This is a genomic window from Microbacterium oxydans, from assembly GCF_026559675.1.
GTDB classification, from domain to species: domain Bacteria; phylum Actinomycetota; class Actinomycetes; order Actinomycetales; family Microbacteriaceae; genus Microbacterium; species Microbacterium oxydans_D.
This window is the reverse complement of sequence record NZ_CP092891.1, coordinates 3,704,557-3,729,991: the sequence shown is the minus strand read 5'-3', so window position 1 is coordinate 3,729,991 and position 25,435 is coordinate 3,704,557. Positions and strand designations below refer to the sequence as shown.

The 25,435-nt window shown below is 70.0% G+C and carries 26 protein-coding genes and 1 pseudogene; 16 read left to right on the top strand and 11 right to left on the bottom strand.

Going from position 1 to position 25,435, the window contains the following annotated elements; genetic code table 11:
- Positions 1-3: 3 nt before the first annotated feature.
- From MME74_RS18090 to MME74_RS18075, 4 genes are read left to right on the top strand one after another with little or no spacing between them, the layout of a single operon-like run.
- Complete coding sequence (locus MME74_RS18090) at positions 4-1,065, top strand: ABC transporter permease (protein WP_267416515.1); 1,062 nt, start codon at positions 4-6, stop codon at positions 1,063-1,065.
- Positions 1,062-1,973: an ABC transporter permease gene (locus tag MME74_RS18085; RefSeq protein WP_267416514.1), complete on the top strand. Its 912-nt coding sequence runs from the start codon at positions 1,062-1,064 to the stop codon at positions 1,971-1,973. Before MME74_RS18090 ends, MME74_RS18085 begins: the two co-directional genes overlap by 4 nt.
- Positions 1,970-2,788, top strand: coding sequence for an ABC transporter ATP-binding protein (locus MME74_RS18080; protein ID WP_267416513.1), 819 nt, complete (start codon positions 1,970-1,972; stop codon positions 2,786-2,788). Before MME74_RS18085 ends, MME74_RS18080 begins: the two co-directional genes overlap by 4 nt.
- Positions 2,781-3,620 carry an ABC transporter ATP-binding protein gene (locus MME74_RS18075; protein WP_267416511.1) on the top strand — a complete coding sequence of 280 codons (840 nt, stop codon included), beginning with the start codon at positions 2,781-2,783 and terminating at the stop codon, positions 3,618-3,620. Before MME74_RS18080 ends, MME74_RS18075 begins: the two co-directional genes overlap by 8 nt.
- Before the next feature lie 77 nt (positions 3,621-3,697).
- Here the strand turns inward: MME74_RS18075 and MME74_RS18070 are convergent, their stop codons facing one another.
- Complete coding sequence (locus tag MME74_RS18070; RefSeq protein ID WP_267416510.1) at positions 3,698-4,402, bottom strand: hypothetical protein; 705 nt, start codon at positions 4,400-4,402, stop codon at positions 3,698-3,700.
- 255 nt (positions 4,403-4,657) lie between these two features.
- Here MME74_RS18070 and rpsF point away from each other — a divergent pair, with 255 nt between their 5' ends.
- From rpsF to rplI, 4 genes are read left to right on the top strand one after another with little or no spacing between them, the layout of a single operon-like run.
- Positions 4,658-5,026 (top strand): 30S ribosomal protein S6, encoded by a 369-nt coding sequence (rpsF, locus tag MME74_RS18065; RefSeq protein ID WP_017829852.1) that lies wholly within the window; start codon positions 4,658-4,660, stop codon positions 5,024-5,026.
- Positions 5,027-5,031: 5 nt separating this feature from the next.
- A complete protein-coding gene (locus tag MME74_RS18060; protein WP_267416509.1) occupies positions 5,032-5,547 on the top strand; it encodes a single-stranded DNA-binding protein in 516 nt (171 codons plus the stop codon).
- 56 nt (positions 5,548-5,603) lie between these two features.
- The gene (gene rpsR / locus MME74_RS18055; RefSeq protein ID WP_017203799.1) at positions 5,604-5,858 is read left to right on the top strand and encodes a 30S ribosomal protein S18; all 255 of its coding nucleotides are present in this window, start codon (positions 5,604-5,606) and stop codon (positions 5,856-5,858) included.
- Positions 5,859-5,869: 11 nt separating this feature from the next.
- The gene (rplI, locus tag MME74_RS18050) at positions 5,870-6,322 is read left to right on the top strand and encodes a 50S ribosomal protein L9 (RefSeq protein WP_267416505.1); all 453 of its coding nucleotides are present in this window, start codon (positions 5,870-5,872) and stop codon (positions 6,320-6,322) included.
- A 72-nt stretch (positions 6,323-6,394) separates the two neighbouring features.
- Here the strand turns inward: rplI and MME74_RS18045 are convergent.
- A pseudogene (locus tag MME74_RS18045) lies at positions 6,395-7,083 on the bottom strand (helix-turn-helix transcriptional regulator).
- 73 nt (positions 7,084-7,156) lie between these two features.
- Between MME74_RS18045 and MME74_RS18040 the strand changes: the two are divergent.
- Complete coding sequence (locus MME74_RS18040; protein WP_267416504.1) at positions 7,157-7,912, top strand: alpha/beta fold hydrolase; 756 nt, start codon at positions 7,157-7,159, stop codon at positions 7,910-7,912.
- Between the two features lie 9 nt (positions 7,913-7,921).
- Positions 7,922-8,341 (top strand): SMI1/KNR4 family protein, encoded by a 420-nt coding sequence (locus MME74_RS18035; protein ID WP_267416503.1) that lies wholly within the window; start codon positions 7,922-7,924, stop codon positions 8,339-8,341.
- Between the two features lie 124 nt (positions 8,342-8,465).
- Here the strand turns inward: MME74_RS18035 and MME74_RS18030 are convergent, their stop codons facing one another.
- Positions 8,466-8,867: a hypothetical protein gene (locus MME74_RS18030; protein ID WP_267416502.1), complete on the bottom strand. Its 402-nt coding sequence runs from the start codon at positions 8,865-8,867 to the stop codon at positions 8,466-8,468.
- Between the two features lie 156 nt (positions 8,868-9,023).
- Here MME74_RS18030 and MME74_RS18025 point away from each other — a divergent pair, with 156 nt between their 5' ends.
- Positions 9,024-9,590: a DUF805 domain-containing protein gene (locus tag MME74_RS18025; RefSeq protein ID WP_267416501.1), complete on the top strand. Its 567-nt coding sequence runs from the start codon at positions 9,024-9,026 to the stop codon at positions 9,588-9,590.
- Here MME74_RS18025 and MME74_RS18020 read toward each other — a convergent pair.
- Complete coding sequence (locus MME74_RS18020; RefSeq protein ID WP_267416500.1) at positions 9,587-13,333, bottom strand: efflux RND transporter permease subunit; 3,747 nt, start codon at positions 13,331-13,333, stop codon at positions 9,587-9,589. The two genes, MME74_RS18025 and MME74_RS18020, sit on opposite strands and share 4 nt — an antisense overlap.
- Before the next feature lie 441 nt (positions 13,334-13,774).
- On the opposite strand from MME74_RS18020, the gene MME74_RS18015 reads away from it, so the two are divergent.
- Positions 13,775-14,284 (top strand): hypothetical protein, encoded by a 510-nt coding sequence (locus MME74_RS18015; RefSeq protein WP_267416499.1) that lies wholly within the window; start codon positions 13,775-13,777, stop codon positions 14,282-14,284.
- Positions 14,285-14,383: 99 nt separating this feature from the next.
- Positions 14,384-14,743: a hypothetical protein gene (locus MME74_RS18010; RefSeq protein ID WP_267416498.1), complete on the top strand. Its 360-nt coding sequence runs from the start codon at positions 14,384-14,386 to the stop codon at positions 14,741-14,743.
- A gap of 240 nt (positions 14,744-14,983) precedes the next feature.
- Here MME74_RS18010 and MME74_RS18005 read toward each other — a convergent pair whose 3' ends face one another.
- Together MME74_RS18005 and MME74_RS18000 are read right to left on the bottom strand one after the other, a co-directional pair.
- The gene (locus MME74_RS18005; protein WP_267416497.1) at positions 14,984-16,843 is read right to left on the bottom strand and encodes a chaplin family protein; all 1,860 of its coding nucleotides are present in this window, start codon (positions 16,841-16,843) and stop codon (positions 14,984-14,986) included.
- Positions 16,844-16,946: 103 nt separating this feature from the next.
- The gene (locus MME74_RS18000) at positions 16,947-17,948 is read right to left on the bottom strand and encodes a hypothetical protein (RefSeq protein WP_267416496.1); all 1,002 of its coding nucleotides are present in this window, start codon (positions 17,946-17,948) and stop codon (positions 16,947-16,949) included.
- A 531-nt stretch (positions 17,949-18,479) separates the two neighbouring features.
- Here MME74_RS18000 and dnaB point away from each other — a divergent pair.
- On the top strand, positions 18,480-19,853 hold the full coding sequence (dnaB, locus tag MME74_RS17995; protein ID WP_416383326.1) for a replicative DNA helicase: 1,374 nt from the start codon (positions 18,480-18,482) through the stop codon (positions 19,851-19,853).
- A 15-nt stretch (positions 19,854-19,868) separates the two neighbouring features.
- Here the strand turns inward: dnaB and MME74_RS17990 are convergent, their stop codons facing one another.
- Positions 19,869-20,411, bottom strand: a complete 543-nt coding sequence (locus tag MME74_RS17990) for an SMI1/KNR4 family protein (protein WP_267416494.1) — start codon at positions 20,409-20,411, stop codon at positions 19,869-19,871.
- A 146-nt stretch (positions 20,412-20,557) separates the two neighbouring features.
- Between MME74_RS17990 and MME74_RS17985 the strand changes: the two genes are divergently transcribed.
- Positions 20,558-21,172, top strand: a complete 615-nt coding sequence (locus MME74_RS17985; RefSeq protein WP_267416493.1) for a class I SAM-dependent methyltransferase — start codon at positions 20,558-20,560, stop codon at positions 21,170-21,172.
- Between the two features lie 29 nt (positions 21,173-21,201).
- On the opposite strand, the gene MME74_RS17980 is transcribed toward MME74_RS17985, so the two are convergent.
- Together MME74_RS17980 and MME74_RS17975 are read right to left on the bottom strand one after the other, a co-directional pair.
- Positions 21,202-21,387, bottom strand: a complete 186-nt coding sequence (locus MME74_RS17980; protein ID WP_267416492.1) for a hypothetical protein — start codon at positions 21,385-21,387, stop codon at positions 21,202-21,204.
- Positions 21,388-21,476: 89 nt separating this feature from the next.
- Positions 21,477-22,175: an epoxide hydrolase family protein gene (locus tag MME74_RS17975; RefSeq protein WP_267416491.1), complete on the bottom strand. Its 699-nt coding sequence runs from the start codon at positions 22,173-22,175 to the stop codon at positions 21,477-21,479.
- Between the two features lie 61 nt (positions 22,176-22,236).
- Here MME74_RS17975 and MME74_RS17970 point away from each other — a divergent pair, with 61 nt between their 5' ends.
- On the top strand, positions 22,237-22,947 hold the full coding sequence (locus tag MME74_RS17970; RefSeq protein WP_267416490.1) for a helix-turn-helix transcriptional regulator: 711 nt from the start codon (positions 22,237-22,239) through the stop codon (positions 22,945-22,947).
- On the opposite strand, the gene uxaC is transcribed toward MME74_RS17970, so the two are convergent.
- Together uxaC and MME74_RS17960 are read right to left on the bottom strand one after the other, a co-directional pair.
- Complete coding sequence (uxaC, locus tag MME74_RS17965) at positions 22,942-24,360, bottom strand: glucuronate isomerase (protein ID WP_267416489.1); 1,419 nt, start codon at positions 24,358-24,360, stop codon at positions 22,942-22,944. The genes MME74_RS17970 and uxaC overlap by 6 nt on opposite strands.
- Positions 24,357-25,406, bottom strand: coding sequence for a LacI family DNA-binding transcriptional regulator (locus tag MME74_RS17960; RefSeq protein ID WP_267416488.1), 1,050 nt, complete (start codon positions 25,404-25,406; stop codon positions 24,357-24,359). The genes uxaC and MME74_RS17960 overlap by 4 nt, the downstream gene beginning before the upstream one ends.
- Positions 25,407-25,435 lie beyond the last annotated feature (29 nt).

The following is a 25,435-nucleotide window of genomic DNA, read 5'->3' as shown; positions in this document are numbered from 1 at the left end:
CCCATGACGACAGTGGCCGTGCAGAGGCAGGCGCAGCGGCGCCGATCGCCTCTGATCGGATACCTGCTGCGGCGGGCCGGCACCTCCCTGCTCCTGTTGGTGGGCGTGACGATCGTCACGTTCGCGCTCACCAACCTGGTGCCGGGAGACCCGGTCTCGGCCGCACTCGGTGAGGGTGCGTCGCAGAACCCGGCGACCCGTGACGCCTTCATCAAGGAGCACGGTCTCGACCAGCCACTGTTCGTGCAGTACTTCATCTACATGGGGAACCTGCTCCGCGGGGACCTCGGCACGTCGCTGGTGACCGGACGCCCGGTCACCAGCGACCTCGCCACCGCGGTGCCCGCGACCATCGAGATCGCCATCGGCGCGATCATCGTGAGCCTCGCGGTCAGCATCGTGCTCGGCACCCTCGCCGCATACCGTCGCGGACTCGTCACCGACCAGGTGATCCGCGTGGTCACGCTCGTCGGACTGAGCGTGCCGACGTTCTGGCTGGCGCTGGTCAGCTTCTACGTCTTCTTCCTGGAGCTGCGCATCGCGCCGGGCTCCGGACGCATCTCGCCGTCGATCACACCGCCGCCGCGCGTGACCGGCCTCTACACGGTCGACTACCTCCTGAACGGCGACGGCGTCGGTTTCTTCGACGCCCTCGCGCACCTGGCTCTTCCCGTGATGGTGCTCTCGCTCGTGACGATCGGTCTGCTGACCCGCTTCATCCGCACCTCCGTGCTCGAGGTCCTCGGCAGCGACTACGTGCGGGCCGCTCGCGCCAAGGGGCTCCCGGCCATGCGCGTGATCCTCGATTACGTGCTGCGCGGCGCCTCGCTCCCGATCCTCACGGTGGTCGGTGTCGCGTTCGGCGCCCTGCTCTCCGGCACCGTGCTCGTCGAGTCGGTGTTCGCCTGGCCCGGCCTCGGCACGTACGCCTACAACTCGGCCGCGAACCTCGACCTCCCCGGCATCATGGGGGTCGGTCTCGTGGTCGGCATCATCTACCTCCTCATCAACTTCATCGTCGACCTCCTCTACGGCGTGCTCGACCCGAGAGTGAGGATCGCATGAGCCGCATCGCCGCCGCCTCCCCGGCAGGGCGCTTCCGCTTCCGCTGGCCCCGTGCCTGGCGCACCCCGCTCGGCATCATCGGCACCGTCATCGCCGGCGCCTGGGTCATCGTGGCCTTCACGGCGCAGTGGTGGGTCCCGTACCCGCCCAACGCACAGGTGCTCCCGCGTCTGCAGGCGCCCGGCATCGACACGTTCCTCGGCACCGACGGCAACGGGCGCGACATCTTCTCCCGCCTGATGACGGGTGCCACCGTGAGCCTGCCGCTCGCGCTCATGCTCGTGATCGCCGCGATGATCATCGGCACGCTGATCGGCGCGCTCGCCGGATACTTCGGCGGCTGGGTCGACGAGACGCTCATGCGCATCACCGACCTGTTCATGGCCTTCCCGACCGTGATCCTCGCCATGGTGGTCGCCGCGTCGCTCGGACCGTCGCTGTTCAACGCGGTGATCGCCGCGATCGTGGTGTCGTGGCCGCAGTACTCCCGCGTCACACGCAGCATCGTCCTCGGACTCCGCGGACAGAACTACGTGATCGCCGGACGCCTGCTCGGACACTCGCCCGCGCGCACGCTGTTCGTCGACATCCTCCCGAATATCGCCGGCCCGGTGCTGGTGCTGGCGACGCTCGACATCGGCGCGGCGATCCTGCTCCTCTCCGGGCTCTCCTTCCTCGGCCTCGGCGCACAGCCGCCCACGGCCGAGTGGGGCTCGATGATCTCGGGCGCGATGCAGAACTTCGATGCCTGGTGGCTCGGAGTGTTCCCGGGTCTCGCGATCCTGACCGTGGTGCTGGCGTTCAACTTCCTCGGCGACGCGATGCGCGACGTGCTCGACCCGACGGCCGAGATCACGCACGAGAAGGCCGCCGAGCACAAGGCCTCTGCGACGGGAGTGGCCGCATGACCGGGCAGGGAGCCTCCGTGCTCAGCATCCGCGACCTGACGATCGACATCGGACGGCCCCTCGTGAAGGGCGTGTCGCTCGAGCTCGAGGCCGGGCGCATCCACGGTCTCGCCGGCGAATCGGGATCGGGCAAGACGCTCACCTCGCTCGCCGTGCTCGGACTGCTGCCGCGCCAGGCGCGCACCGGCGGATCGATCTCCCTGTCGGGGGAGGAGCTCGTCGGTCTGAAGCGCCGCGCGCTCAACCGGGTCCGCGGCAAGCGGATCGCCATGGTGTTCCAGGACCCGTCGGCTTCGCTGCACCCGCAGCTGCCGGTCGGACGCCAGCTCACCGACCACATGCGCGTGCACCTCGGACTCAAGGGCGCGGCGGCGCGGGAACGAGCGGTCGAGCTGCTCGAGACCGTGCAGGTGCCGAACCCCGCCGAGGCTCTCAAGCGCTATCCGCACCAGTTCTCGGGTGGCCAGCGTCAGCGCATCGCCATCGCGTGCGCTCTCGCGTGCGACCCCGAGGTGCTGCTGGCCGACGAGCCGACGACCGCCCTCGACGTCACGGTGCAGGCCGGCATCCTGAAGCTGCTGCGCGACCTCGCGATCGAGCGGAACCTCGCCGTGCTGCTCGTGACGCACGATCTGGGCGTGATGAGCGCGATCGCCGACCGGGTGGCCGTCATGAAGGACGGTCGGATCGTGGAGCTCGCCGACCGCGCGACCCTGTTCCGTGATCCGCAGCACGACTACACGCGCATGCTGCTCGCGGCCCTGCCGGGTTCGCGCATCGACGAGGCACCGGAAGGGCAGGCCGCTGATGAGTGAGGTCGCCGTCCTCGACGCGCACGACGTGGTCGTGCGCTACGCCGGGAGCCCGCCGGTCATCGCCGTGAACGGCGTGTCGATCAGCGTCGCGGCGGGGGAGACCGTCGCGCTCGTCGGCGAGTCCGGCAGCGGCAAGTCCAGCCTCGCCCGGGCCGTCGTCGGCATCGAGAAGATCGCCGGGGGCACGGTGCGGTTCCGCGATGCTCCCGTGTCGCCGCTCGGCATCCGCCGCCGCTCGATCGCTCTCACCGGCATCCAGATGGTGTTCCAGGACCCGGCGACCTCGCTCAACCCGCGACGCCGCGTCGGCGACCAGATCGCCGACGGCATCGCCACCGCCCGCGCTCGTGGTGCCGAAGGGTCGACCGTGGACGAATGGCTCGAGCGCGTCGGGCTGCCCACGAACGTGAGCACCCGCTTCCCGCACCAGTTCTCCGGTGGACAGAAGCAGCGCATCGCGATCGCCAGGGCACTGGCCGCGCGGCCGTCGCTCCTGGTCGCCGACGAGCCGATCTCGGCGCTCGACGCCTCGACGCAGACGAGTGTCGCCGGCCTGATGCGCGACCTGGTGGCGGAGTCGGGCGCGGGGATGCTGTTCATCTCGCACGACCTCGCGGTGGTCCGTCGCATCGCCGACCGCACGTTCGTGATGTTCGGCGGGCGCGTGCTCGAGTCCGGACCGACCGATCAGCTCTGGGCCGCGCCGCAGCATCCGTACACGCAGGCGCTGCTGGCCGCGATCCCGGAGCCCGACGGCGCCGGACGCATCCCCGCCGCTCCCTCGGTCGACGACCGGACGGTGTGGGCGGAGATCCCGCCCGTCATGTACTGACGCCGCATACGACACCGCTTCTGCGGACAGAACGGCGGGCCGGGGGATCACCCCCGGCCCGCCGTGTCCGCTTCCGCTCAGAGCGGTGCGACGATGTCCTGCTTCTTGTCCCACTCGGTGATCTCGAGCACGACCTCCACCGACTGGCCCTCGACGGACGCGGTGCTGGTCGACGCCAGGTTCACGTAGTCGGGCGTGACCTCGAAGAGGACCTCGATCGAGGTGCCCTGCTGCTCGATGGTCCCGTTCAGGAGGAACACCTTCTGGCCGAGGCGCTCGCCCGTGCCGGTCACGGTGAACTCACCGGAGAGGGCCTCTGCGGCCGTGGCCGGGTCCATCGACGTGAGGTCGGCGGCGCTGGTGCTGAGCGCGGCGATGACCGGGTCGCTCGACTTCGGGTCGGCGGGCTGCCAGTCGCTCGTCGCGGACTTCACCCACACGTCGTCGCCGATGGCGATCACCGAACCGGCCGGCGAGAGCGACTCGACCGCCTTCTCGGACGGGTTGAAGCGCGACGTCGAGTCGATGCCCATGATGCTGGTCTTCGCCGCGTAGCCGGCCGTGTCCGCCATCGCGTCCGCGATGCAGGCGCCGAGCTCGGAGCCGTCGACGGTCGCGCCCTCCTTGAGCTCGGGGCAGTCCGTCTTCGGCGCTTCCGCCTCCTGCGATGCGCCGTTGCCGGTCTTGGCGTCGGTGGCGGTGTCGGTTCCGCCTCCTGCACAGCCGGTGAGCAGAACGGCGGCGGCGAGAATCACGCCGACCCCCCATTTGTTGACGCGCATGGCGTCCCCCCTCTGGTCGGATGCCCGGTGACGATCACCGGGCACTGCCATCCAGCATGCCAAACCATCGCGGGCTGCTGCCATCGCGCCCGGTGCGGCGGAGGGCTCGTTCGCGACTCCGGCTTGAGTCCGCTAGACTGTCGAGGTTGTCTGCCCTCCGGCGTCCATTCGGGATTCTCGGGGCGGGCACGTGCACACACCCTCCTGCTCCCGGGAAAGTCCCGAGAGCCGTTCTAGTCCGAAGGAGGTGGGTAAGTGACGCACCAGTACGAACTCATGGTCATTCTGACCCCCGAGATCGACGAGCGCACGGTCGCCCCGACGCTCGACAAGTTCCTGAAGGTCATCACCAACGATGGTGGCTCGATTGACAAGGTCGACATCTGGGGCAAGCGCCGTCTGGCTTACGAGATCCAGAAGAAGACCGAGGGCATCTACGCTGTCGTCAACTTCACCGCGACGAGCGAGGCCACGCAGGAGCTCGACCGTCAGCTGAAGCTGAACGAGCAGATCATGCGCACCAAGGTCCTCCGTTCGGAAGAGGCTCAGGCGATGGTCGCTTCGGAGGCCAAGCGCTCCGAAGAGAAGGCTGCTCGCAAGGCCGCCAAGGCTGCGAAGGCCTGACGTCCATGGCCGGCGAAACCGTCATCACCGTGGTGGGAAACCTCACGGCCGACCCCGAGCTGCGCTACACGCAGAACGGGCTGCCGGTGGCGAACTTCACCATCGCATCGACGCCTCGGAACTTCGACCGCGCCGCGAATGAGTGGAAGGACGGCGAAGCGCTGTTCCTCCGTGCATCCGTGTGGCGCGAGTTCGCCGAGCACGTGGCGGGTTCGCTGACGAAGGGCATGCGCGTCATCGCGCAGGGCCGTCTGCGTCAGCGCTCCTACCAGGACCGCGAGGGCAACCAGCGCACCGCGATCGAGCTGGAGGTCGACGAGATCGGCCCCTCGCTCCGGTACGCGACCGCGCAGGTCACCCGTGCGGCCTCGACCGGCGGTGCCGGTGGTGCCGGCGGCGGCGGACAGTCGCGCCCCGCGCAGCAGCAGGTGTCGGAGGAGCCGTGGTCCACGCCCGGCTCGTCGACCAGCGCGGATGCCTGGAGCACTCCGGGCAGCTTCGGCGACGACACCCCGTTCTGAACAACTTCTGGATCCGGCCCGCACGGCCGGCATCCGCTCATCACTAAGGAAAAACAATGGCTGGAAAGTCGAGCGGCGACCGCCGCAAGCCGCGGAAGGGCGCGAAGAACGCCGCTCCCGCGAAGTCCATCCGGGTCGGTGTCATCGATTACAAGGATGTCGCCACCCTCCGCAAGTTCGTCTCGGAGCGCGGCAAGATCCGCGCCCGTCGTATCACCGGTGTCTCGGTGCAGGAGCAGCGTCTGATCGCCACGGCGATCAAGAACGCGCGCGAAATGGCGCTCCTGCCCTACGCTGGCGCCGGCCGGTAAGGGGTATCGAGATGGCAAAGCTGATTCTCACGAACGAGGTCGCCGGGCTCGGTAGCGCCGGTGACGTGGTCGAGGTCAAGAACGGGTACGCCCGCAACTTCCTCATCCCGCAGGGCTTCGCTACGGCGTGGACCCGCGGTGGCGAAAAGCAGGTCGCATCGATCCAGGCCGCGCGTCAGGCACGCGCGATCCACGATCGTGACGACGCTGTCGCACTGAAGAACGCTCTCGAGGGCACGAAGGTGCGCCTCACGGTCAAGGCCGGCAAGGAGGGTCGTCTCTTCGGCTCGGTCAAGACGGACCACGTCGCGGATGCTGTCACAGCCGCCGGCCTGGGCTCGATCGACAAGCGCAAGGTGCACATCACGTCGCCCATCAAGGTGACCGGTGAGCACGAGGCGACCGTGCGTCTGCACGACGACGTCACCGCAGTCATCACGCTGCAGGTCGTCGCCGCCAAGTAAGGCACGTCGAGAACGCCCCCTGTCCTCCGGGACAGGGGGCGTTCTGCATTCCTCAGCGTGATCGACCCGCGCTCACGCGGCTCCGCCGTGCACCGGTCTGGCGTTCGCCGGAGGCTCGCCGACCTCGTGGACCGTGTGGCCGGTGCAGGCGATCGCGGTCACGTCGGCGCGCTCGACCCGCGACACGGTGAACCAGCGCACGGCGTCTCGTAGCCGGCACCACCCGACCAGGTACCACCGGCCGTTCGTGGAGGCGAACAGCACGGGTTCGACGTCGCGGGTGGTGGTGCTGCCGTCTCCCGCGGTGTAGCGGATGCGGACGACGCGCTGCTCGGCTCCAGCGCCGACCTGATCGCGCGTGAGGGGGAGGGTGGCGCATCGACCCAGACGCGGTGGGCCAGCTCATCGGCGCGTGCGCGGGTACGGGGATCGAGCACGTCGAGGATCTTCCGGACGCCGGCTGTCGCGGAGTCGGCGTACGGAGCATCGGCCGCCGCTGCCACCGCCGCCAGGAGCGCCACGGCCTGCGCGGGGGACAGGCTGACAGGAGGCAGGGTCGCGCCGACCGCCAGTCCATAGCCGCCGCCCGGACCCGGGCGCGACCAGAGCGGTGCGCCGCTGCGCTCGAGCGCCGCCAGGTCGCGTTTGACGGTGCGTACGGAGACCTCGAACTCCCGGGCGAGGCGCTCGGCGGACGTGCCCCGCGATCCGCTGCGGCGCAGCATCTCGGACAGGGCGTGGAGGCGCTCGGCGCGCTTCATCGAATCGCCGTCCCGGAATTCATGACATAAATAGTGACACACACCTGCCCGGAGCGGGGACGAGGCTGGTGCCATGACACAGACGACGAGCAGTCCGACCATCCTCTTCATCGCCGGCCACTGGCTGGGGGCCTGGGCGTGGGACGAGGTCCTCGAACACCTGGGCACCGACCGCTCCCGTCAGGTCGCGGTGACGCTGGCGGGTCTCGACGCGAACGATCCCGAGCGCGCGACGAGGAGTCTCGACGATCAGGCCGCCGGGATCCTCGACGTCATGGCTCGGCTCGGTGTCTCTGAGGAGCAGCCCGCGATCATCGTCGCGCACAGCGGGGCGAACGCCCCCGTCAGTCTCGTCCTCGATCGGCACCCCGAACTGATCGGTCGTGTGGTGTGGGTCGACTCCGGACCGGTCGCGACCGGCAGCGTCTTCGCTCCCGACCTTCCGGAGGAGGTGGAGGAGCTTCCGCTCCCGCCCTTCGAGGTGCTCGCGCAGCAGGCGAGCCTCGAGGGCCTGTGCCCAGGGACGCTCGAGCGCTTCCGCGAGCGGGCCATCCCCGAGCCCGGTCCCGTGCTGCGTCAGCCCGTCGAGCTCGTGAACGATCGGCGCCGCACGATCCCGACCACGCTGGTGTGCTGCTCGATCGAGAGTGCGCAGGTGCTCGAACTGGCGCGTGCCGGACACGCCATGTTCGCCGAGGTCGCGACGCTCGATCACCTCGACGTCGTCGACCTCCCCACGGGGCACTGGCCGATGTGGAGTCGGCCGCGCGAACTCGCGACCCTGATCCAGGCTGCGGCCTCGGGCGCATCACCGGTGCTCCGCGAATAGGCTTGCGGCATGCCGTTGTCTGAGGAGCTCGTCGCGCGCATCGAGCGCACCGTGGCCCTGTACGGCGCCGGTCACCCCGTCTCCGCCGCGGAGATCCGCGAGCGGTTGTCTGCCATCGGACTGCTGCCCGACGAGGACTATGTCGAGTTCGTGAGCCGTTGGGGCGGTTGCTTCGTCGGGGTGCCCGTCCACGGGTGGGGCAACGCGTCCCTTCTCGGAAGCGAGACCTGTATGGACCTCACGATGCGGAGCCGAGCGGACTACGGGGATCTCGTCGATGGTCTCGTGATCGCGGATGACGGCGCCGGCAATCCGATCTGGATCTCCCCGAACGGACCGGTGCATCTCATCGATCACAACAACGGCTTCGAGGTCGTGCAGCTCGCCGGCAGCTTCCGCGCGCTGCTCGACGACAACGTGCCGAGCTGAGCACGACGCCGACCGCGACCCGGCGATCCCGGTCTGGGATTCATCGTGTTCTACCTCGGATTCCTGATCGCGCAGCTGATCCACGGATAGCCCCGTGCGAGCCGTTCGGCCGGCGTCGGGCGGATCAGAGCGACGGGGTGTCTCGCGCGATGGAAAGTTCAGCCGGAGGGCCGGCGACCCGGCCGACGAGGGACACCTCGAGTCGCACATCGTCCGCGACACGGAGCCAGGTCACCCAGGCGTCTTCCGTCCGTCGCCAGGACGAGCGCTCGAGGAAAGCGCCGTCGAGATACGCATCGACATCGTTCTCGTGGTGCAGACGAGGGCCAGGGGCCGGTGCGAGGGCCGCCGGCCAGGCGACGGCAGAAAAGGTGTGGTCTTCGCTCCGTGTGCTGCTTCCCGCCGTCACTGCGGTGTCGCTGAGGTACCCGGCGGAGTAGGCGATCTCGTGCTCATCGTCCAGCAAGACGCGGAAGAACCCGACGGTCGCGCGGGCTTGGACGAACAGGTCATCGCTGGCTTCCATGGCGCCCAGCTTGGCACACGGAAGATGCCGGGGCCTCCCGATGCCCTGTCCCCCGAAATGCCTACAGACAAGCGTCGGCGCCCGCGAAATGCTCGAAGCGGACCCGTCCACGCTTCCGGCCGTTCGAGCCGCGCTTCCGATCACGAGACCTTGGGTATGACTACTCCCCTCCAGACACCGCACTCCTCGCCGTACGCTCCGCTGGTCGGCGCGAGCCCCGTCGCAGCGGTGCGAAGGTTCTTCGGACGGGCCTTCCACCTTCGCGGGCGGGCCAGCCTGAGCGAGTACTGGTGGTGGACGCTCATCCACATCCTGGTCAGTTCAGCTCTGGGGTGGCTCGTCGCCCCGACGGACGGCACTCTCGAACTGAGGATCGGCCCGGTCGGAGCCTGGGGGGCGTTCGATTTCGCCGTCTTCTCTCAGGAGCCGGCGGCGTTCGTCGAGACGCCCCCGATCGTTGCGACCCTCGCGGTGGTCTGGTCCGTCCTCACCTTCATCCCCGCGATCACCCTCGCGGTGAGGCGCCTCCACGACTCCGACTGCACAGGGTCATGGCTCCTCCTCCTGCTGCTCGGTCCGTTGGGCTCCGTCATCCTGCTCCTCATGATGGCCAGAGCTTCGCGCGCGGCCGGCGCTCAGTTCGACGGACCGATCAGTGAGGAGGACGAGTCCGCGTCCCCGGACAGAACGCGCGACACGGCGGGTCTCGCCGACACGCCCTAGGGGGCCTCCTTCACGGCGTCCTCCTCGATGTCGAAGACACCCGTCGAGGCCTCGGAGGCGGCGGCGCGTCGCTCCTCGCGTCGGATCCGGCGCTCGGCGCGCCGGGCGATCCGGCGATCGCGGCGGCGTTCGACGAGCGTGTACAGCACCGGGACCAGGACGAGTGTGAGCAGCGTCGACGACACGAGCCCGCCGATCACGACGATGGCCAGCGGCTTCGAGATGAACACCCCGCCGCCCGTCAGCCCGAGCGACATCGGGATCAGCGCGAACACCGTCGCCGCAGCCGTCATCAGGATCGGGCGCAGGCGCAGACGCGTGCCGTGCTCCACCGCCTCGTCGAGCGTCGCGCCGGCCTCGCGCAGACGGTTCACGAGGTCCATGAGGACGATCGCGTTCGTGACCACGATGCCGATGAGCATCAGCAGGCCGATCAGTGCCGGCAGGCCCATCGGGGTCCCGGTGAGCAGGAGGCCCAGGATCGCACCGGTCGCCGCGAAGGGGATCGAGATGAGCAGCACGAGCGGCCCGCGGAAGTTGCGGAACGTCGCGACCATCACCAGGAGCACGAGCACGATGGCGCCGAGCATGGCGAGGCCGAGCTGACCGAAGGCCTCGTCCTGCTGCGCCGTCGCGCCGCCCTGTTCGAAGGTCACTCCCGCCGGCAGGTCCGTCTCGGCGATCGCACGATCGATCGCGAGGCTCGCCGCCGAGAGCGCACCGTCCTTCGGGGTCACGGTCAGGGTCACCTGGCGCTCGCCGTCGGCACGCGTGATCGTCGGGGCCGTGAGCTCCTCCTCGACGGTCGCGATCGCCGAGAGCGGGATCGCCTTCCCGGTGACCTCGGTCGCCGCCTTCTGCTCGGCCTGGGCCGCCTCGGCCTCGGCCTGTTGGGCCGCCGCATCGGACCGCGCCTGGCGAAGCGCCGTGATCTGCTCGTCCGCACCGGCGATGCCGGACTGCGCAGCGGCGATCGCGCCCTGCAGCGAGGAGACCTGCTCGGCCCGCTCTTCCTGGGCCCGACGCATCGCCTCCGCGTCGGGGTCCAGCGGGTCCTCGGGGACGATGGGGGCGGCGGCGAGAGCCGCCAGCTGCTTGTTCAGGGCGCCGACCTGGGCGGAGAGCTCGGAGCGCTGTCTACCCGCCGCGTCGATCTGCGAGTTGAGTTCGTTCTCCGCCTCGATCCGGGCATCCTCCGCCTTCGCCTCGGCCTTCGCCTCCAGGGCCTCGGCGGCGGCCTTCTGCGCCGCTGCGGTCTGCTGCGGCGTGATCGGGAGCACGATCTCGCCGAGCTTGTCGGCGGTGCGCTCCGCACCCGGCGTGCGCACGACGATGTCGCGCTCCTGACCGTCGAACATGAGGGTGCCGACGGTCGAGCCCGCGAGCGCTTCCTGCACGGCCTTGGCGATCGTCGCGCGGTCGAAGCCGAGGCGCGTGGCGAGGGGCTCGTCGACCTGCACGCGCAGCACGGGCTGCTCACCCGCGAGCTCGCTCTTCACGGAGCGCACACCGTCCGCGTCGGCGAGCTGCTCCTCGAGCAGATCGCTCGCGGTGCGGAGGGCCTCGGGGTCGTTGCCCGCGATCTGCAGGGCGATGCCGTCACCGGCGCCCCCGACGAACGCGTCCTGGGACGCCAGCTCGATCTCGCCGCTGTCGGGCAGGGCATCGAGCGCATCCTGCACCTGCGACTCGACCTCCGTGACATCGGAGTCCTTCGCCAGCTGCAGGTCGTAGGTGATGGCGGTCGGCGTGCCCGGCATCGGGATCGGGATCGACGTGATGACGTCGGAGATGCCGGTGATGCCGCCGAGCGCCTTCTCCACGGGCTCCGCGGCCGCGACGAGATCCCCCACCGCTTCCTTCGGGGGAGTCTGGACGACCTGCAGGCTCTCCTGCCCGGACGATCCGAGGAAGTCCGTCTGGATGAACGGCGTCATCCCCAGCGTCGCGACGAGCAGCAGACCCGAGACGACGAGGGTGATCACCGGATGCCGACGCGTGGCGTTCAGCGTCGGCATGAACGTCCGCTGCAGGCGGTCCGGGGCGCTGTGGATCTCGTCCAGCTCGGACGGCTCCGCCGGCGGACGCGTCTCTTCGACCGGCGGCGAGAGGACGGCGGTCGCGGCGGTCGCGGCGGTCGCAGTGGTCGTGGTCGACGTAGAGGACGAGGTCGCGGGGAGCGCGGCCTCGGTCGGCTCGGCATCGTCCGCCAGGGCGGGAGCGGCATCGTCCGGGACGGCGGGAGCGGCGTCGTCGGCAGCGGCCGGGCGGTGCGCCGGCGCGTTCTTCAGGAACCAGGACGCGAGGACCGGAACGATCGTGAGCGAGACGACGAGGGAGGCGAGCAGGGCGATCGACACCGTCACCGCGAACGGGCGGAACAGCTGGCCGGCGATGCCCGACACGAAGGCGATGGGCAGGAAGACCGCGACCGTCGTGAGCGTGGACGCGGTGATCGCGCCCGCGACCTGCCGGACCGAGGCGACCACGCCCTCGGTCGTGAGCGGACCGTCGCCGCGACGTCTGCTGATGTTCTCGATCACCACGATCGAGTCGTCGACGACGCGTCCGATCGCGATGGTCAGGGCCCCGAGGGTCAGGATGTTGAGCGAGTTGCCGCTCCACCACAGGCCGACGAGCGTGATGAGCAGCGACAGCGGGATCGACACGGCCGCGATGACCGTCGAGCGCCAGGACCGCAGGAAGGCGAGGATCACGAGTACCGCGAAGATCAGGCCGAGCCCGCCCTCGACGGACAGGTCGTGGATGGACTGCTCGATGTAGGGCGCCTGGTCGAACAGCGTCACGAACTCGGCGTCGAGGGTCGGAGCGAGCCGGTCGAGCTCCGCGTTCACCCCGTGCGAGATGTCGACCACGTTGGCGCCCTGCGACGGGGTGACCTGCAGCGTGAGCGAGGGGTTCCCGTTGACGCGCGAGATGGTCTCCGCCGGCACGGTCTCGATCGAGACGTCGGCGAAGTCGGCGACCGTGACGGCACCGTCCGGCGTGGGCACGGACAGGGTCTGGATGTCCTCCAGGGTCACCAGGCGCGAGCCCACCGTGACCGAGATCGGGCCCTCGGGGGACTTCGCCTGCCCGGCGGGGAGCGCCGCCCCGTGCGCCTGGAGGATCGGTCCGAGCGCCGACGGCTCCACCTTCAGGCGGGTCACGTCGGCCGGGCGCAGGTCGATCGTGATGCGCTGCGTCTCCTGGCCCGCGAGCTCCACATCGCGCACTCCGGGTACGCCCTGCAGCGCCGGGACGACCGTCTGCTGGAGCGCCTCGCCGAACGCCTCCTGGTCGCCGCTGCTCCCGGCGCTCAGCACCATCGCGGGCAGGTCACCGGCACCGCCGGAGGCGACCTGGACCTCGGTGCCGGACGGGAAGCCCTGCTTCATCGAATCGGTCGCGCTGCGGATCGTGCGCAGCGTCTCCTCATCGTCCTCGCCGAAGGTCCACTGGACGAGGATCTGTGCGGATCCGCTCGACGTCGAGGACGTGACGCTCGTCACACCGGGCACGGCGCGGACCGCCTGCTCGAGAGGCTCGGTGACGCTGCTCGACATCTCCTCGGGTGCGAGACCCTGCGACTGCGCGGTCACGTAGGCCGTGGGCACCTGCATCGACGGCATCAGCTCCTGCTTGAGCGAGCCCATCGCCACGAGGCCGAGCACGACGATCGCGAGTGTCGCGAGCGAGAGGATGAGGCGGTTCTTGAGGCTGCTGCGCGTGAGGAACGACATGGAGCGGTGAGGTGCTTTCGGCTGGGGCGCGGCAGCACGCGAGGAGCGTGCGCGCGGCGCGGAAGCCGCCGGGATCGGCCGGACCTCGTCGTCCTGTGCCGGATCCGTGGGTCCCGGCGCAGTCCGATGAGATGCGACTGAGCTCCGACGACACGATCGACGCTTCCGAGCCTGCCGGGTCGAGCGCGCCCGGTCATCCTCCCGCGGGCTGATCCGCCTCCACCCGCGGGTGGACACCTGCCGGATCGATGGCCGCGCGGTGCGTCCTGAGCGGAGAGCACCCGCCCACGGCGCACGCGTGCGACCCCGGACATAGACCTTCGTCGAGAAGACTGACCGAAGGTGCACAGGCCTTCGCCGTAATGAGTCGGCCCGGCCCTGCGTCTCTCCAGTGGGAGACGTTCAGGCCGATCAGCGGCCTGGACCGGAGGGCGGAGGACCATGGACGATCGAGGGGGAGTGGAGGAGCTCTTCGAGGAGCTCGAGAGCGCGTGCGGGGGCACGGTGAAGACCGTCACGAAGCGGGTGGCGGAGCTGACGGGGCTCGACATCGAGATCGAGCTCCTCGAGGAGTGCGACTGGGCGTCCGTGGCGAGGGGCACGCTCGTGAGCGATGATCACGCGCGGATCCCGCTGCGGAAGTCCGATCCTCGTTGGTACCGGCTCCACGTCGTGAGCCATGAGCTCTCGCACCTGCTGTGCGGGCACTCCCGGTGCGAGAGCCTGCCCATGACCTTCGAAGACCTGCACACCCGTGCGGGCGTGAGCGTGCTCGCGGGGGCGAGCGCGCCCGGAGGAGCGGCCGCGCCGTCGGTCGGGATGCTCGCGGGGCAGCAGTCCGATCAGCAGCAGCCCGAGCAGCAGGAGGCCGAGGCGGAGCGGCTCTCTCGTCGCCTGAGCGGGCTTCTCCTCGTCCCGCGTTTCGCGGACGCCGGTGCGCTCTTCGGCTGAGCCCGTGCGGTCACTCGCGTCCTTCGGCGATGCACGTCCGATGCGCTGAATAGACTGACGCTCCCGGGGCCGCATGGGCGCTGCGGGGGAGGAGACGCCATGGGGAAGCGCAAGACACCGGAGCAGCTGGCAGACGAGGAGCGCCGCTATCGGCTGGCGCGCGGCGCGCACACCCCGGAGGAGTTCGAGCAGCTCGTCACCGATCCCCATCAGGCGATCCGTGCCGCCGCGGCGCACAACCCGGATGCCGACGAAGCGGCGCTCGCCCGCTTCGCTCACGACCGGTTCTGGGGAGTGCGGATCGAGGTCGCCCATCACCAGAATGCCACCAGGGAGATCCTGCTCGGCCTGCTCGAACCCCACCCGCCCCGGCGCGGCGTGGTGCATCACGCCGCCAGGGAGCGCCTGATCGCCGAGGGCGTCGTCTTCGATGAGGACGGTCTGCCCGTCGTCGACTGACGCCGCGGCCGTGAACGCCTCATCGGGGATCGGCGCGATCGGGGTCGCGGCCGCGGCACGCAGGGCGGTGCGGGCGCGACGGATGCCCCGTGGTGGGGTGACCACGGGGCATCCGCCCTCTGCGCCGACGTCGAGCGACGGTGAGCTGGGGCTACGATCCCGTCGGGGTGGGGAACGACGCGGCGCACCGGTGGCGCGGGATCTCCTCCCCCGAGGATGACCGCACCACCGGCGCCTTCACTACGCCGTCAGCCGACGACGTCGCAGGAGTCCTGCGGCTCCGAGGAGGAGCAGGACTCCGGCGAGGGTGATCAGGCCCCCAGGCGAGCTCCCGCCGGTCATGGCGAGACCCTCCGCCTGGCCGGTGGTCGCCGCGCCCGAGGCGGTGGCGCCACCGGTCGAGGTGCCGGGGGTCGTGCCGGGGTCGGTCCCCGGGTCGGTCCCGGGATCCGTTCCGGGGTCCGTTCCCGGGTCCGTTCCGGGGTCGGTTCCCGGGTCCGTTCCGGGGTCGATCACCGTGCTCTCGCCGACGACGGAGATGGCGTTCCCCCCGATCGTGATCGGCAGGCTGATCGGCAGCGCCAGCTGGGTGCCGCCGAGGATGCTGTCGGTTCCGGTGGTGGTGTTCCCTCCGGTCGCGGGCGCGGTCGGTGCGGTGGTTCCCCCGGTCTCGGTGCGGGTGACGGTGGCGTCGTCGAGCAGGGAGATCGCGTTGCCGGTCACGCCGATGGGTGCGGTGACGGGTGCGGTGATCTGGGTGCCGCCGAGGATGCTGTCGGTTCCGGTGGTGGTGTTGCCTCCGGTCGCGGGTGCGGCCGGTGCGGGAGCGGCTGCTCCGCCGGTCCCGGTGCGGGTGACGGTGGCGTCGTCGAGCAGGGAGATCGCGTTGCCGGTCACGCCGATGGGGGCGGTGACGGGTGCGGTGATCTGGGTGCCGCCGAGGATGCCGTCGGTTCCGGTGGTGGTGTTGCCTCCGGTCACGGGTGCGGCCGGTGCGGTGGTTCCGCCGGTCCCGGTGCGGGTGACGGTGGCGTCGTCGAGCAGGGAGATCGCGTTGCCGGTCACGCCGATGGGGGCGGTGACGGGTGCGGTGATCTGGGTGCCGCCGAGGATGCTGTCGGTTCCGGTGGTGGTGTTCCCTCCGGTCGCGGGCGTGGTCGGTGCGGTGGTTCCGCCGGTTCCGGTCGCCGAGGTGTCACCGAGGAGCGAGATCGCGTTCCCCGACACCGTCACCGGTGCCGTGACGGGCGCAGTCACCTGCGTGCCGCCGAGGATCGCGTCGTCACCTGAGGCGCCCGCCGCGGTGGCGGGAGCGGACGAAGCGGTCGGGCCGGCGGCGCCGGTTCCCGTCGAGCTCGTGTCGCCGAGCAGCGAGATCGCGTTCCCCGACACCGTCACCGGTGCCGTGATGGGGGCGACGACCTGTGTGCCGCTGCCGATCCCGTCCGCTCCGGATGTGCCCGCGCCGACCGGGGTCGAGGGGGCCGGTGCTGCGGCGCCCTGTCCGCTCGGTGCCGCACTCTCGCTGTCACCGAGCAGTGACACGGCGTTGCCGGTGACGGTGATCGGGGCGTTGACCGCGAGCAGCGCCTGGGTGCCCGAGAGCACGCCGTCCAGGCCGTTCGTGGTCACGAGAGGCGCCCCGGCCGGGGTCTCGGCCTGGGGAGCCGAGCTCTGGGGAGTTGCGGCCGGGGCGCTGGTCGAAGAGGTGTCGAGCACGCTCACCGCGTTGTTCGACACGGTGACGGGGAGGTTCACGGTGACCACGGCCTGGGTGCCGGATGCCGTGCCGGACGAGCCGTCGGTGACGGCGGCCGGAGCGGGTGCCGGAGCGGGCGCCGGCGCGGGAGCCGGAGCTGGGGCCGGTGCCGGAGCTGGGGCCGGTGCCGGTGCCGGTGCCGGCGTGACCGCATCGCCGAGCACCGAGATCGCGTTGCCCACGACCTTGATCGGTGCCGAGATGGTGGTCTCCGCCTGCGTGCCGGAGAGAAGTCCGTCGTCTCCGGATGTCTCGGCCGCATTCGCGGCCGTCGCACCGAGGAGCGTGATGCCCCCGGCGATGAGCGTGCCCCAGAGGGCTCGCTTGAGATAAGTGCGCATGATGATGTCTCCTGACTGGATGGATCGTCTGATGGGTGCGCGCGAGGAAAGTGCGCGCGCAGCACGGCATCTGTCGTTCCCGGGGGAACGACGTGACGGTCCGTCAGTCGGGAGAGACCTCGGTGTCGGCGACCAGCGACGCGGGAAGCACGTCGTCGGTGGCGCCGGATGTCCGCTCGCCAGCACGGAGCGGAGCAGGATTCACGTCGCTCAGGCGCGCGTGGGCAGCACCGGAGCCTCCGCCGGGACCGGCGGAGGAGGACGCGGGTACGGGAGCACCGGGCGGACTCCCGGAAGGAGTGCCCGTGGGCGCGAGTGCGGGGGAGTCGGCGGCTTCGACGGCCTCGTCCGTGGGCGCGCTCGCCGAGGGGAGCGCGCCATCGAAGCCCGAGGACCACGAGACGGATGCCGGGACGGATGCCGATGTGGACGCGGGCGTCGTCGTGAGGTCGGCCGGTGACGGCGCCGACGGGGCGTCGATGATGCCGCCGGCACCGGGGCCGGGGACGGGCGTCGTCGGATCGAGGGCTTCGAGCACGGGAGGCACGGTCTGGTTCGCGACGCCGCCGAGAAGGGCGGTCGTGTCATCGACCACCCCGACGACATCGTCGACCGCGGAGATCACACCCAGATCCTTCACCAGGCCACCGACCACCGGGATCCCGGCGACCGTGTCGAGGATCGGATCGGTGATCTGCGAGACGGGAGCGTCGGTCAGGACCTCGGTGACCGGCGTGACGACCGATGCGGCCGTCTCGGTCACCGCGTGCACGACCGGGGCGGTGACGGGTCCGACGACCGGAGTCTTGGACACGGTCTTGGTCACCGTCTCGACGACGGCCGGCGCGGCCTTCTGCACGGGCGCGACGACCTTCGTGACGACCGGGGCGACGACCTTCGTGACGACCGGCTTCACCGGCGCCGTGACGGCCGAGACCGTGTCACTGACGAGAGAGGTGAGTCCGTCGAGCGGACCGTCGTCCTCTTCGTCCGCGTGGGCGGAACCGCCTCCGAGGAGCATCGTGAAAGTCGCCCAGGCGAGCACGCCGAGAGCACCCCAGATGACGACGGCAGGAACGCCGCGTCGGGTGGCCCGAGCGTCCACGTCGACCTCCCCCTCCGAAGGCAACGTACATCGAGGCGAGTGCATCGATTGCGGGTGACGATACTCGTGTGCACCTCGCCTGTCTAGGGGGTTACCCGCGGGTTTCCGGGGATGTCCGGGTGTGACGCGCCCGGCGAAATCTCGGCTTGACTTTCCCCAAGTTCTACACATCCCTGCCCGAAGAGAGGCAACCTTCAACGCCCGATTTAAACTGATTCTCATCCACAGGCTGGGGAAAGGGAAAATCCCAGCTCAAGGCCAAGAAAAAAGTTTGCTCGGGGAGTCCTCCACGGGGTTATCCACACCCGTTGTGCACAGACACTCCGACTTTGTCCGCACGCTTTCCACATGGTTATCCACAGGCTGTGTTGCATGTGGAAAGCGTCGCTCGTAGCGTGGGCGAGCGACCGAATGTCGGAGGCACCTGTTTCGCTGTGCAGGGTGGCGTGGCGGCCGAGAGCCACACGGGCCCCGCCGTCGAAGCGTCTCATCAGAACATCGCATCGGAAACGTCGCATCGAAGGGAAGACTGTGTCGATCGCCGACATCTCAGAGGAGCGCATGGGCGCCAAGCGCGCACCGGAGCGCACGCCTCCCCACGATCTTCTCGCCGAGCAGAGCGCACTCGGCGGCATGCTCCTCTCGAAGGACGCTGTCGCCGATGTGATCGAGACGCTCAAGGGCGCCGACTTCTACGTCCCCAAGCACGAGCTGATCTTCGAGGCCATCCTCTCGCTGTACTCGCACGGCGAGCCGACCGACGTCGTCGCCGTCACGGATGAGCTCATCAAGACCGGCGAGCTGGGTCGCGCCGGGGGCGCCGACTACCTGCACACCCTCACCTCGATCGTGCCGACCGCGGCGAACGCCGGCTACTACGCGGGCATCGTCTCGGAGCGTGCGATCCTGCGCCGCCTCGTCGACGCCGGCACCCGCATCGTGCAGCTCGGCTACGCGGGCGAGGGCGATGCGACGGACATCGTCAACAACGCCCAGGCCGAGATCTACTCGATCACCGGGTCCGAGACCGCGGTCGACTACGTCCCGCTGCAGATCGCCGTCGACGCCGCGCTCGAGGAGATCGAGGCCGCGAGCGGTCGGGACGGCTCGATGACGGGTGTGCCGACGGGCTTCAAGGAGCTCGACGAGCTCACGAACGGCCTGCACGGCGGGCAGATGATCGTCGTCGCCGCGCGACCCGCCATGGGTAAGTCCACGCTCGCGCTCGACTTCGCGCGCGCGGCATCCATCGGGCACAACCTTCCCTCGGTCTTCTTCTCGCTCGAGATGGGCAAGAGCGAGATCGCGATGCGTCTGCTCAGCGCCGAGGGTGCGATCCCGCTGCAGAACATGCGCAAGGGAAACCTCGACCCGCGCGACTGGACCACCGTCGCCGCGACGCGTGGGCGCATCAACGACGCGCCGCTCTACATCGACGACAGCCCCAACATGACCCTCGTCGAGATCCGTGCGAAGTGCCGTCGACTCAAGCAGCGCGAGGGTCTGCGCATGGTCATCATCGACTACCTGCAGCTCATGACCTCGGGCAAGCGCGTGGAGTCGCGTCAGCAGGAGGTCTCAGAGTTCTCGCGAAGCCTCAAGCTCATCGCCAAGGAGCTGCAGGTTCCTGTCATCGCCCTGTCGCAACTGAACCGTGGTCCCGAGCAGCGCACGGACAAGAAGCCCGCGATCAGCGACCTGCGAGAGTCCGGCTCGATCGAGCAGGACGCCGACATGGTCATCCTGCTGCACCGCGACTCGGTCTACGACAAGGACGTGCGTCCGGGCGAGGCCGACCTGATCGTCGCCAAGCACCGTAACGGCCCGACCGCGACCATCACCGTCGCGTTCCAGGGTCACTACTCGCGCTTCATGGACATGGCGCCGGGTGGCGACTTCAACTGATCGCAGCCTCGCGTCTCACAGCGCGGCGGGGATGAGCGGCCTGAAGTCGATGGGATCGTCGGCCTGGCCGAACCTGTGCCCGCGGAGCGCCTCGACCGCTTCGTGCAGGTCGTCGCCGATGCGGGTCAGCGAGTCGAAGCGGGCGGTGTGGAAGATGGGTAGCTCGCCGTCGCGGTCGCGGGCGCCGGTGTCCCAGGCGAGGTAGTCGCCGTTCTCGCTCATCGCGAAGACCACCAGTCGCTCCGCGATCTCCCAGGAGCCGTCGGGCTCGATCTTCCCGTCATCGCCCTCGGTCTGGCCTTCGCGGAACTCCTCGTGCAGCCGATCGGTCAGGTGCCCGCCCCGGCCTACGACACCATCGCCGAATCCGGAGGGGACCGGCGTGTAGACGAGCCAGAGTCCGAACAGGCGCCCCCAGCCGAACGTCCGCACGAACGAGACGTACGAGGGCGGAAGCCCGGCGCCGTCAGGCAGCCGGTGATGCTCGATCGTGCCTTCGTCCAGCATCGGAGACGGCGTGTGTCCGACGGTCAGGTTCCATCGCGGTTCGTGTTCCACCGCTGAAGGCTATCGATGCATCCGGCCGGTCGAGTACTCCGGGGGCGCGGAGACCCCGTCGCGCGGCAGGCTGGTGTCGATCGGCTCCTCCGGCCCCAGGCTGCTGCCGATACCGTGGAGAGAAGCGATCGCGAGGGAGGAGCGCCATGGCAGACGACTCCGGAAGCGACACGCGCATCCGAGACGGATACGCCGCGCGTGCCTGCGAGTACACGGAGCTGTTCGGCGACATCGGGCAGATGGACGACGTCGACCGTGAGCGCATCGGGCGCTGGGCGGATGGCGTCGACGGGCGCATCCTCGATGCCGGGTGCGGTCCCGGTCATTGGACCGCCTTCCTCGCCGACCGAGGCGCTGACGCCGAGGGCATCGATCTCGTGCCGGAGTTCGTCGCCGGCGCCTCCGCACGGTTTCCGCAGATTCCGTATCGGGTGGCATCGCTGACCGACGCCGCCATCTCGGCGGGCTCGCTCGGCGGCGTGCTTGCCTGGTACTCGCTGATCCACGCGAGCCCGGATGAGCTGCCGCTCCTCCTCACGGCCGCGCGGCGCTCGATCCGCGACGGCGGACGTCTGCTGATCGGGTTCTTCGACGGGCCGGACGGCGAGCCCTTCCCGCACGCCGTCACCACGGCCCACTACTGGTCGGTGGACGGGATGTCGACGCTGCTCGAGCGCGCGGGCTTCTCCGTGATCGACAGCGATGCGCGGGCGCAGGACGGGCGGCGCCCGCACGCGTCGATCAGCGCTGTCGCGGTCTGACCGATGCGGCGGGGCGCCCCCAGCGCCGATCAGCCGAGACTGCGGAAGAACCCGCGGATGTCCTCCGCGAGGAGCTCCGGCTCCTCCATCGCGGGGAAGTGCCCGCCCTCGGTGAACTCGCTCCAATGCTCGACCGCGCCGGTCGGATCCATCGTTCGCCGGATCAGCGGATGGGCGTCGAAGACGGCCCAGCCGGTCGGCACCCCGGAGGGCATGACGACGTCGAGCGCGGCGTGCTCCGACTCGTAGAAGAACTGCGCGACCGAGGCGCCGCTGCGAGTGAACCAGTACAGGCTGACGTTCGTCAGCAGCTGGTCGCGATCGACGTCCGAGGCCCGGAACCCGTCATCGGTCCGGCGCTTGAATTTCTCGACGATCCACGCGAGCTGGGCGACGGGCGAGTCCGTGAGTGCCGGACCGATGGTGTCCGGTTGGTGGTTGTGCATGCCGATGTAGCCGCGCTCCGGCCGGTGCCGACATCGCTGCCATGAGCCGCGAACCGGTCGTAGCCGAAGCGCGTCATGATCTCGGCGTAGGCTTCCGTCGTCCGCGCGAGGTCCCACCCGGTACCGGACAGCGGGGTCGAGAAGCCCAGGCCGGGCAGCGACGGGATGACCACGTGGAACTCGTCGGTCAGCAACGGGAGCAGCCGCTGGTACTCCACGAACGACGCCGGCCAGCTGTCGCTGAGGAGCAGCGGTGTGGCCTCCGGGTTCGCCGAACGGACGTGCAGCACGTGGAACGGCTGGCCGTCGACGACCGTCGTGAACTGCTCGTACGTGTTGAGGGCCGCCTCCTGCATACGCCAGTCGAAGCCCTCGCGCCAGTACTCGGCGAGCTCCTTCAGGTACGGGAGGGGGATGCCGCGGCGGAAATCGGTGCGATCGTCGCGTCCCGGAACCGGGAACGGCCAGCGGGTGCGGGCCAGACGATCGTGGAGGTCGTCGACGGCGTCCTGCGGGATGTCGATGCGGAAAGGGGTGAGGGAGGTGTTCTGGGTCATGCTGTTCACGCTCCCAGGCAATGCGGAAGATCAGCTTCCGCATTTGCTGAGAGGATCAGACATGCTCGAGACCTCGGCCCGCTTGCTCGAACTGCTCTCGCTGCTCCAGCTCCAGCGTGACTGGACCAGTTCCGCGTTGTCCGACCGGCTGGGGGTGAGCACACGGACGATCCGCGCCGACATCGGCAAGCTGCGTTCGCTCGGCTATCCGGTGGACGCGCGTCCGGGTGTCGCCGGCGGGTACCGGCTGGCCGCCGGGACGGCGATGCCTCCACTCCTGCTCGACGATGACGAGGCCGTCGCGGTCGCGGTCGGGCTGGGAGCGGCCGCGACCTGGCGGCTCGGCGTCGAAGAGACGTCCCTCACCGCCCTCGCCAAGCTGGAGCAGGTGATGCCCTCGCGTCTGCGCCGCCGTGTCGACGCGATCCGCGCGGCGACGAGCGTGGTTCCCGGAGCGGAACCGCCGTTGGACCTCGCGGCGCTCAGCACGGTCGCCTCGGCGATCCGCGGTCACGAGCGGCTCCGCTTCGGCTACACGAAACCCGGCGGCGTCGAAGAGCAGCGGTACACCGAACCGCAGCGCCTGGTGAGCTGGGGACCGGTCTGGTACCTGCTCGCCTGGGACCTCGATCGTGATGACTGGCGCATCTTCCGCGTCGATCGCATGGTGCCGCGTGCGCCGACCGGAGCGCGTTTCCGGCCGCGTGCGATCCCGGAGGGCGACGTCGTGGAGTACGTCGTGCGGCGCGTCACGACGACGTCCACCTCATGATCTCGCTCCGGGCAGGCGGAAGGTCGTCCGGGGGATGTCGTCGACGAGCCGGTGCGTGAGGTCGAACGCCTGGTCCTCGGTGAGGCGGTGCTCGGCGACGAGTGCCGCGAGGTACCCGGCGTCGAGTCGACGGGACATGTCGTGGCGCGCAGGGATCGAGCAGAACGCCCTGGTGTCGTCGACGAAGCCGCTGGTCTTCGCGAACCCCGCACTGTCCGTCACCGCCCGGCGATACCGGGAGATGGCATCCGGGGTGTCGAGGAACCACCACGGCGCGCCGGCGTACACCGTGGGATAGAAGCCGGCGAGCGGTCCGATCTCCCTGCTGAACGAGGTCTCGTCGACCGTGAACAGGACCAGGCGGAAGGTCTCGTTCGTCCCGAAGTCGTTCAGGATCGGGGTGAGCGGCCGCGTGAAGGCGACCACGTCGGGGAGGTCGTGTCCGCTGTCGGGCCCGAACCGCGCGAGAGTGTCCCGGTGGTGGTTGCGGATGACGCCCGGATGCAGCTGCATGACCAGGCCGTCCTCGGACGACATCTCGGCCAGGCGATAGAGCATGTTGTGGCGGTACGCGATCGCCTCCTCCGCGGTCGCCTCGCCGCGCAGACCGGCGGCATGGATGCGCTCCGCCTCGCCGCTGCCGAGAGGCCACGAGCCGGCGTCGAGCACTCCGGTGTCGGTGGCCGTGCCACCGGCCGCACGGAAGGCCTCACGACGTCGCCGCAACGCGTCCAGCAACCCGGAGTACCGGCCGGCGTCGATGCCGGACACATCCGACAGCTCTTCGACCGCCACCACCCACCCGGGCGTCGACGGGTCCATGTAGCGGTCCGCCCGGAAGGTCGGCAGCACGTGCCCGCGGAACGTCGGGTCCTCGCGGAGACGCGCGTGCGCAGCGAGGTCCGCGACAGGGTCGTCGGTCGTCGCGAGGGTCTCGATGCGGAAGCGGTCGAACAGCGCTCGCGGGCGCAGGGCGGGCGTGGCGAGCAGTGCGTCGATGTGCGCGTACAGCTCGTCGGCGTTGGCGGCGCTGGGCTGCTCCGTCACCCCGAAGATCTCCGAGAGCGACGTCTCGAACCAGTAGCGCACCGGCGTTCCCAGGAATGCGTCCCAGTTCGTGCAGAACGCGCGCCAGACATCCTGCGGGTCGGCGGGTGCGTCGCCCCGTCCCAGGGCGTCGAGCGGGACGCCGACGGCGTGGAGCAGCCGCAGGACGTAGTGGTCGGGCGTGATCAGCAGCGTCGCCGGATCGGGGAACGGGGTGTCGTCGGCGAGCAGCGCGGCCTCGACGTGTCCGTGCGGCGAGAGGATCGGCGCATGCGCGACGGCCTCGTACAGGCGTCGAGCGAGGTCGCGGACGCCGGGATCGGCGGGCAGCAGCCGGTCGGCGTGCGGGCTGAGCACGGTGCTCATGAGTCTCCTTCGGGGGTCTGTCGGCGCGGTGCGGGGCCGGTCGACTCCCGCACGGTCAGGTGCGTGGGCAGCGCGGCGATATGACGTCTCTGGAGGGCACCCGCACCGACCCGCTCGCTCTGCAGCCGGTCGAGGAGCATCGACACCGATACGCGGGCCGCCTGCTCGACCGGGGCGGTGAGGGTCGTCAGGGGCGGATTGCAGAAGTCGGCTCCGAAGATGTCGTCGCAGCCCACGATGCTCATGTCCTCCGGCACGCGCACGCCCCGTTCCTTGAGGCGGATGAGCATCCCGATCGCCAGGAGGTCGTTGAACGCCACGCAGGCTGTCGCCCCGGTGTTGAGCGCGGCATCCGCCGCGGCCGCCCCCGCCTTGGTGCGCGGCTGATAGGGCCCGACCCTCGTGTACTCGATGCCGAGGCGCTCGCACGCGGTCTCCACGGCACGGCGGCGAAGGTCGCTCGCCCAGCTGGTCGGCGGCCCGGCGACGTAGCAGATGCGCCGGTGGCCGAGTGAGGCGAGGTGCTCGACGGCCTGGTCGAAGCCGAGCGGCGTGTCGATGAACACCGACGGCACCCCCGGCACAGCGCGGTTCAACGCGACGAGCGGGAGCTCGGCGCTGAGCTCGGCGAGCCGTTCGTCGGACAGCCGCGACGCGGTGAGGATCGCCCCGTCGTACGAGCTGCGCAGCGTCTCGAGGGTGCTCTCCTCCATCTCGGGCGACTCCTCCGTGTGCACGAGGATCTGCGAGTAGCCGGCGACGCGCAGCGCCTGCTGCGTGCCGCGGATGATGCCGAAGTAGAACGGGTTCGTGACGTCGGAGACGAGCACGGCGACCATGCGCGTCGACGGTGCGGCGTCGCCGGACGAGGCGGCGGTCGGCGTGTATCCGAGGTCCTTCGCGATGCGGATGATGCGATCTCGGGTGTCGGGATTGCCGCGGCCGGGGACCGCCAGCGCGCGGGATGCCGTGGAGATCGCGACGCCGGCGGCGGCGGCGACATCGGCGAGCGTGGGCCGATGTGGGGGAACGGAGGGGGGCGGCATAGGGCAACAGAATCACAGCATGGCAATTC

Excerpts from the sequence above, each read along its gene's own strand:
- MME74_RS18090 (WP_267416515.1), top strand. The coding sequence starts at position 4 with ATGACGACAGTGGCCGTGCAGAGGCAGGCGCAGCGGCGCCGATCGCCT.
- MME74_RS18085 (WP_267416514.1), top strand. The coding sequence starts at position 1,062 with ATGAGCCGCATCGCCGCCGCCTCCCCGGCAGGGCGCTTCCGCTTCCGC.
- MME74_RS18080 (WP_267416513.1), top strand. The coding sequence starts at position 1,970 with ATGACCGGGCAGGGAGCCTCCGTGCTCAGCATCCGCGACCTGACGATC.
- MME74_RS18075 (WP_267416511.1), top strand. The coding sequence starts at position 2,781 with ATGAGTGAGGTCGCCGTCCTCGACGCGCACGACGTGGTCGTGCGCTAC.
- MME74_RS18070 (WP_267416510.1), bottom strand. The coding sequence starts at position 4,402 with ATGCGCGTCAACAAATGGGGGGTCGGCGTGATTCTCGCCGCCGCCGTT.
- MME74_RS18060 (WP_267416509.1), top strand. The coding sequence starts at position 5,032 with ATGGCCGGCGAAACCGTCATCACCGTGGTGGGAAACCTCACGGCCGAC.
- rpsR (WP_017203799.1), top strand. The coding sequence starts at position 5,604 with ATGGCTGGAAAGTCGAGCGGCGACCGCCGCAAGCCGCGGAAGGGCGCG.
- rplI (WP_267416505.1), top strand. The coding sequence starts at position 5,870 with ATGGCAAAGCTGATTCTCACGAACGAGGTCGCCGGGCTCGGTAGCGCC.
- MME74_RS18040 (WP_267416504.1), top strand. The coding sequence starts at position 7,157 with ATGACACAGACGACGAGCAGTCCGACCATCCTCTTCATCGCCGGCCAC.
- MME74_RS18035 (WP_267416503.1), top strand. The coding sequence starts at position 7,922 with ATGCCGTTGTCTGAGGAGCTCGTCGCGCGCATCGAGCGCACCGTGGCC.
- MME74_RS18030 (WP_267416502.1), bottom strand. The coding sequence starts at position 8,867 with ATGGAAGCCAGCGATGACCTGTTCGTCCAAGCCCGCGCGACCGTCGGG.
- MME74_RS18025 (WP_267416501.1), top strand. The coding sequence starts at position 9,024 with ATGACTACTCCCCTCCAGACACCGCACTCCTCGCCGTACGCTCCGCTG.
- MME74_RS18020 (WP_267416500.1), bottom strand. The coding sequence starts at position 13,333 with ATGTCGTTCCTCACGCGCAGCAGCCTCAAGAACCGCCTCATCCTCTCG.
- MME74_RS18015 (WP_267416499.1), top strand. The coding sequence starts at position 13,775 with ATGGACGATCGAGGGGGAGTGGAGGAGCTCTTCGAGGAGCTCGAGAGC.
- MME74_RS18010 (WP_267416498.1), top strand. The coding sequence starts at position 14,384 with ATGGGGAAGCGCAAGACACCGGAGCAGCTGGCAGACGAGGAGCGCCGC.
- MME74_RS18005 (WP_267416497.1), bottom strand. The coding sequence starts at position 16,843 with ATGCGCACTTATCTCAAGCGAGCCCTCTGGGGCACGCTCATCGCCGGG.
- MME74_RS17985 (WP_267416493.1), top strand. The coding sequence starts at position 20,558 with ATGGCAGACGACTCCGGAAGCGACACGCGCATCCGAGACGGATACGCC.
- MME74_RS17980 (WP_267416492.1), bottom strand. The coding sequence starts at position 21,387 with ATGCCCTCCGGGGTGCCGACCGGCTGGGCCGTCTTCGACGCCCATCCG.
- MME74_RS17975 (WP_267416491.1), bottom strand. The coding sequence starts at position 22,175 with ATGACCCAGAACACCTCCCTCACCCCTTTCCGCATCGACATCCCGCAG.
- MME74_RS17970 (WP_267416490.1), top strand. The coding sequence starts at position 22,237 with ATGCTCGAGACCTCGGCCCGCTTGCTCGAACTGCTCTCGCTGCTCCAG.
- uxaC (WP_267416489.1), bottom strand. The coding sequence starts at position 24,360 with ATGAGCACCGTGCTCAGCCCGCACGCCGACCGGCTGCTGCCCGCCGAT.
- MME74_RS17960 (WP_267416488.1), bottom strand. The coding sequence starts at position 25,406 with ATGCCGCCCCCCTCCGTTCCCCCACATCGGCCCACGCTCGCCGATGTC.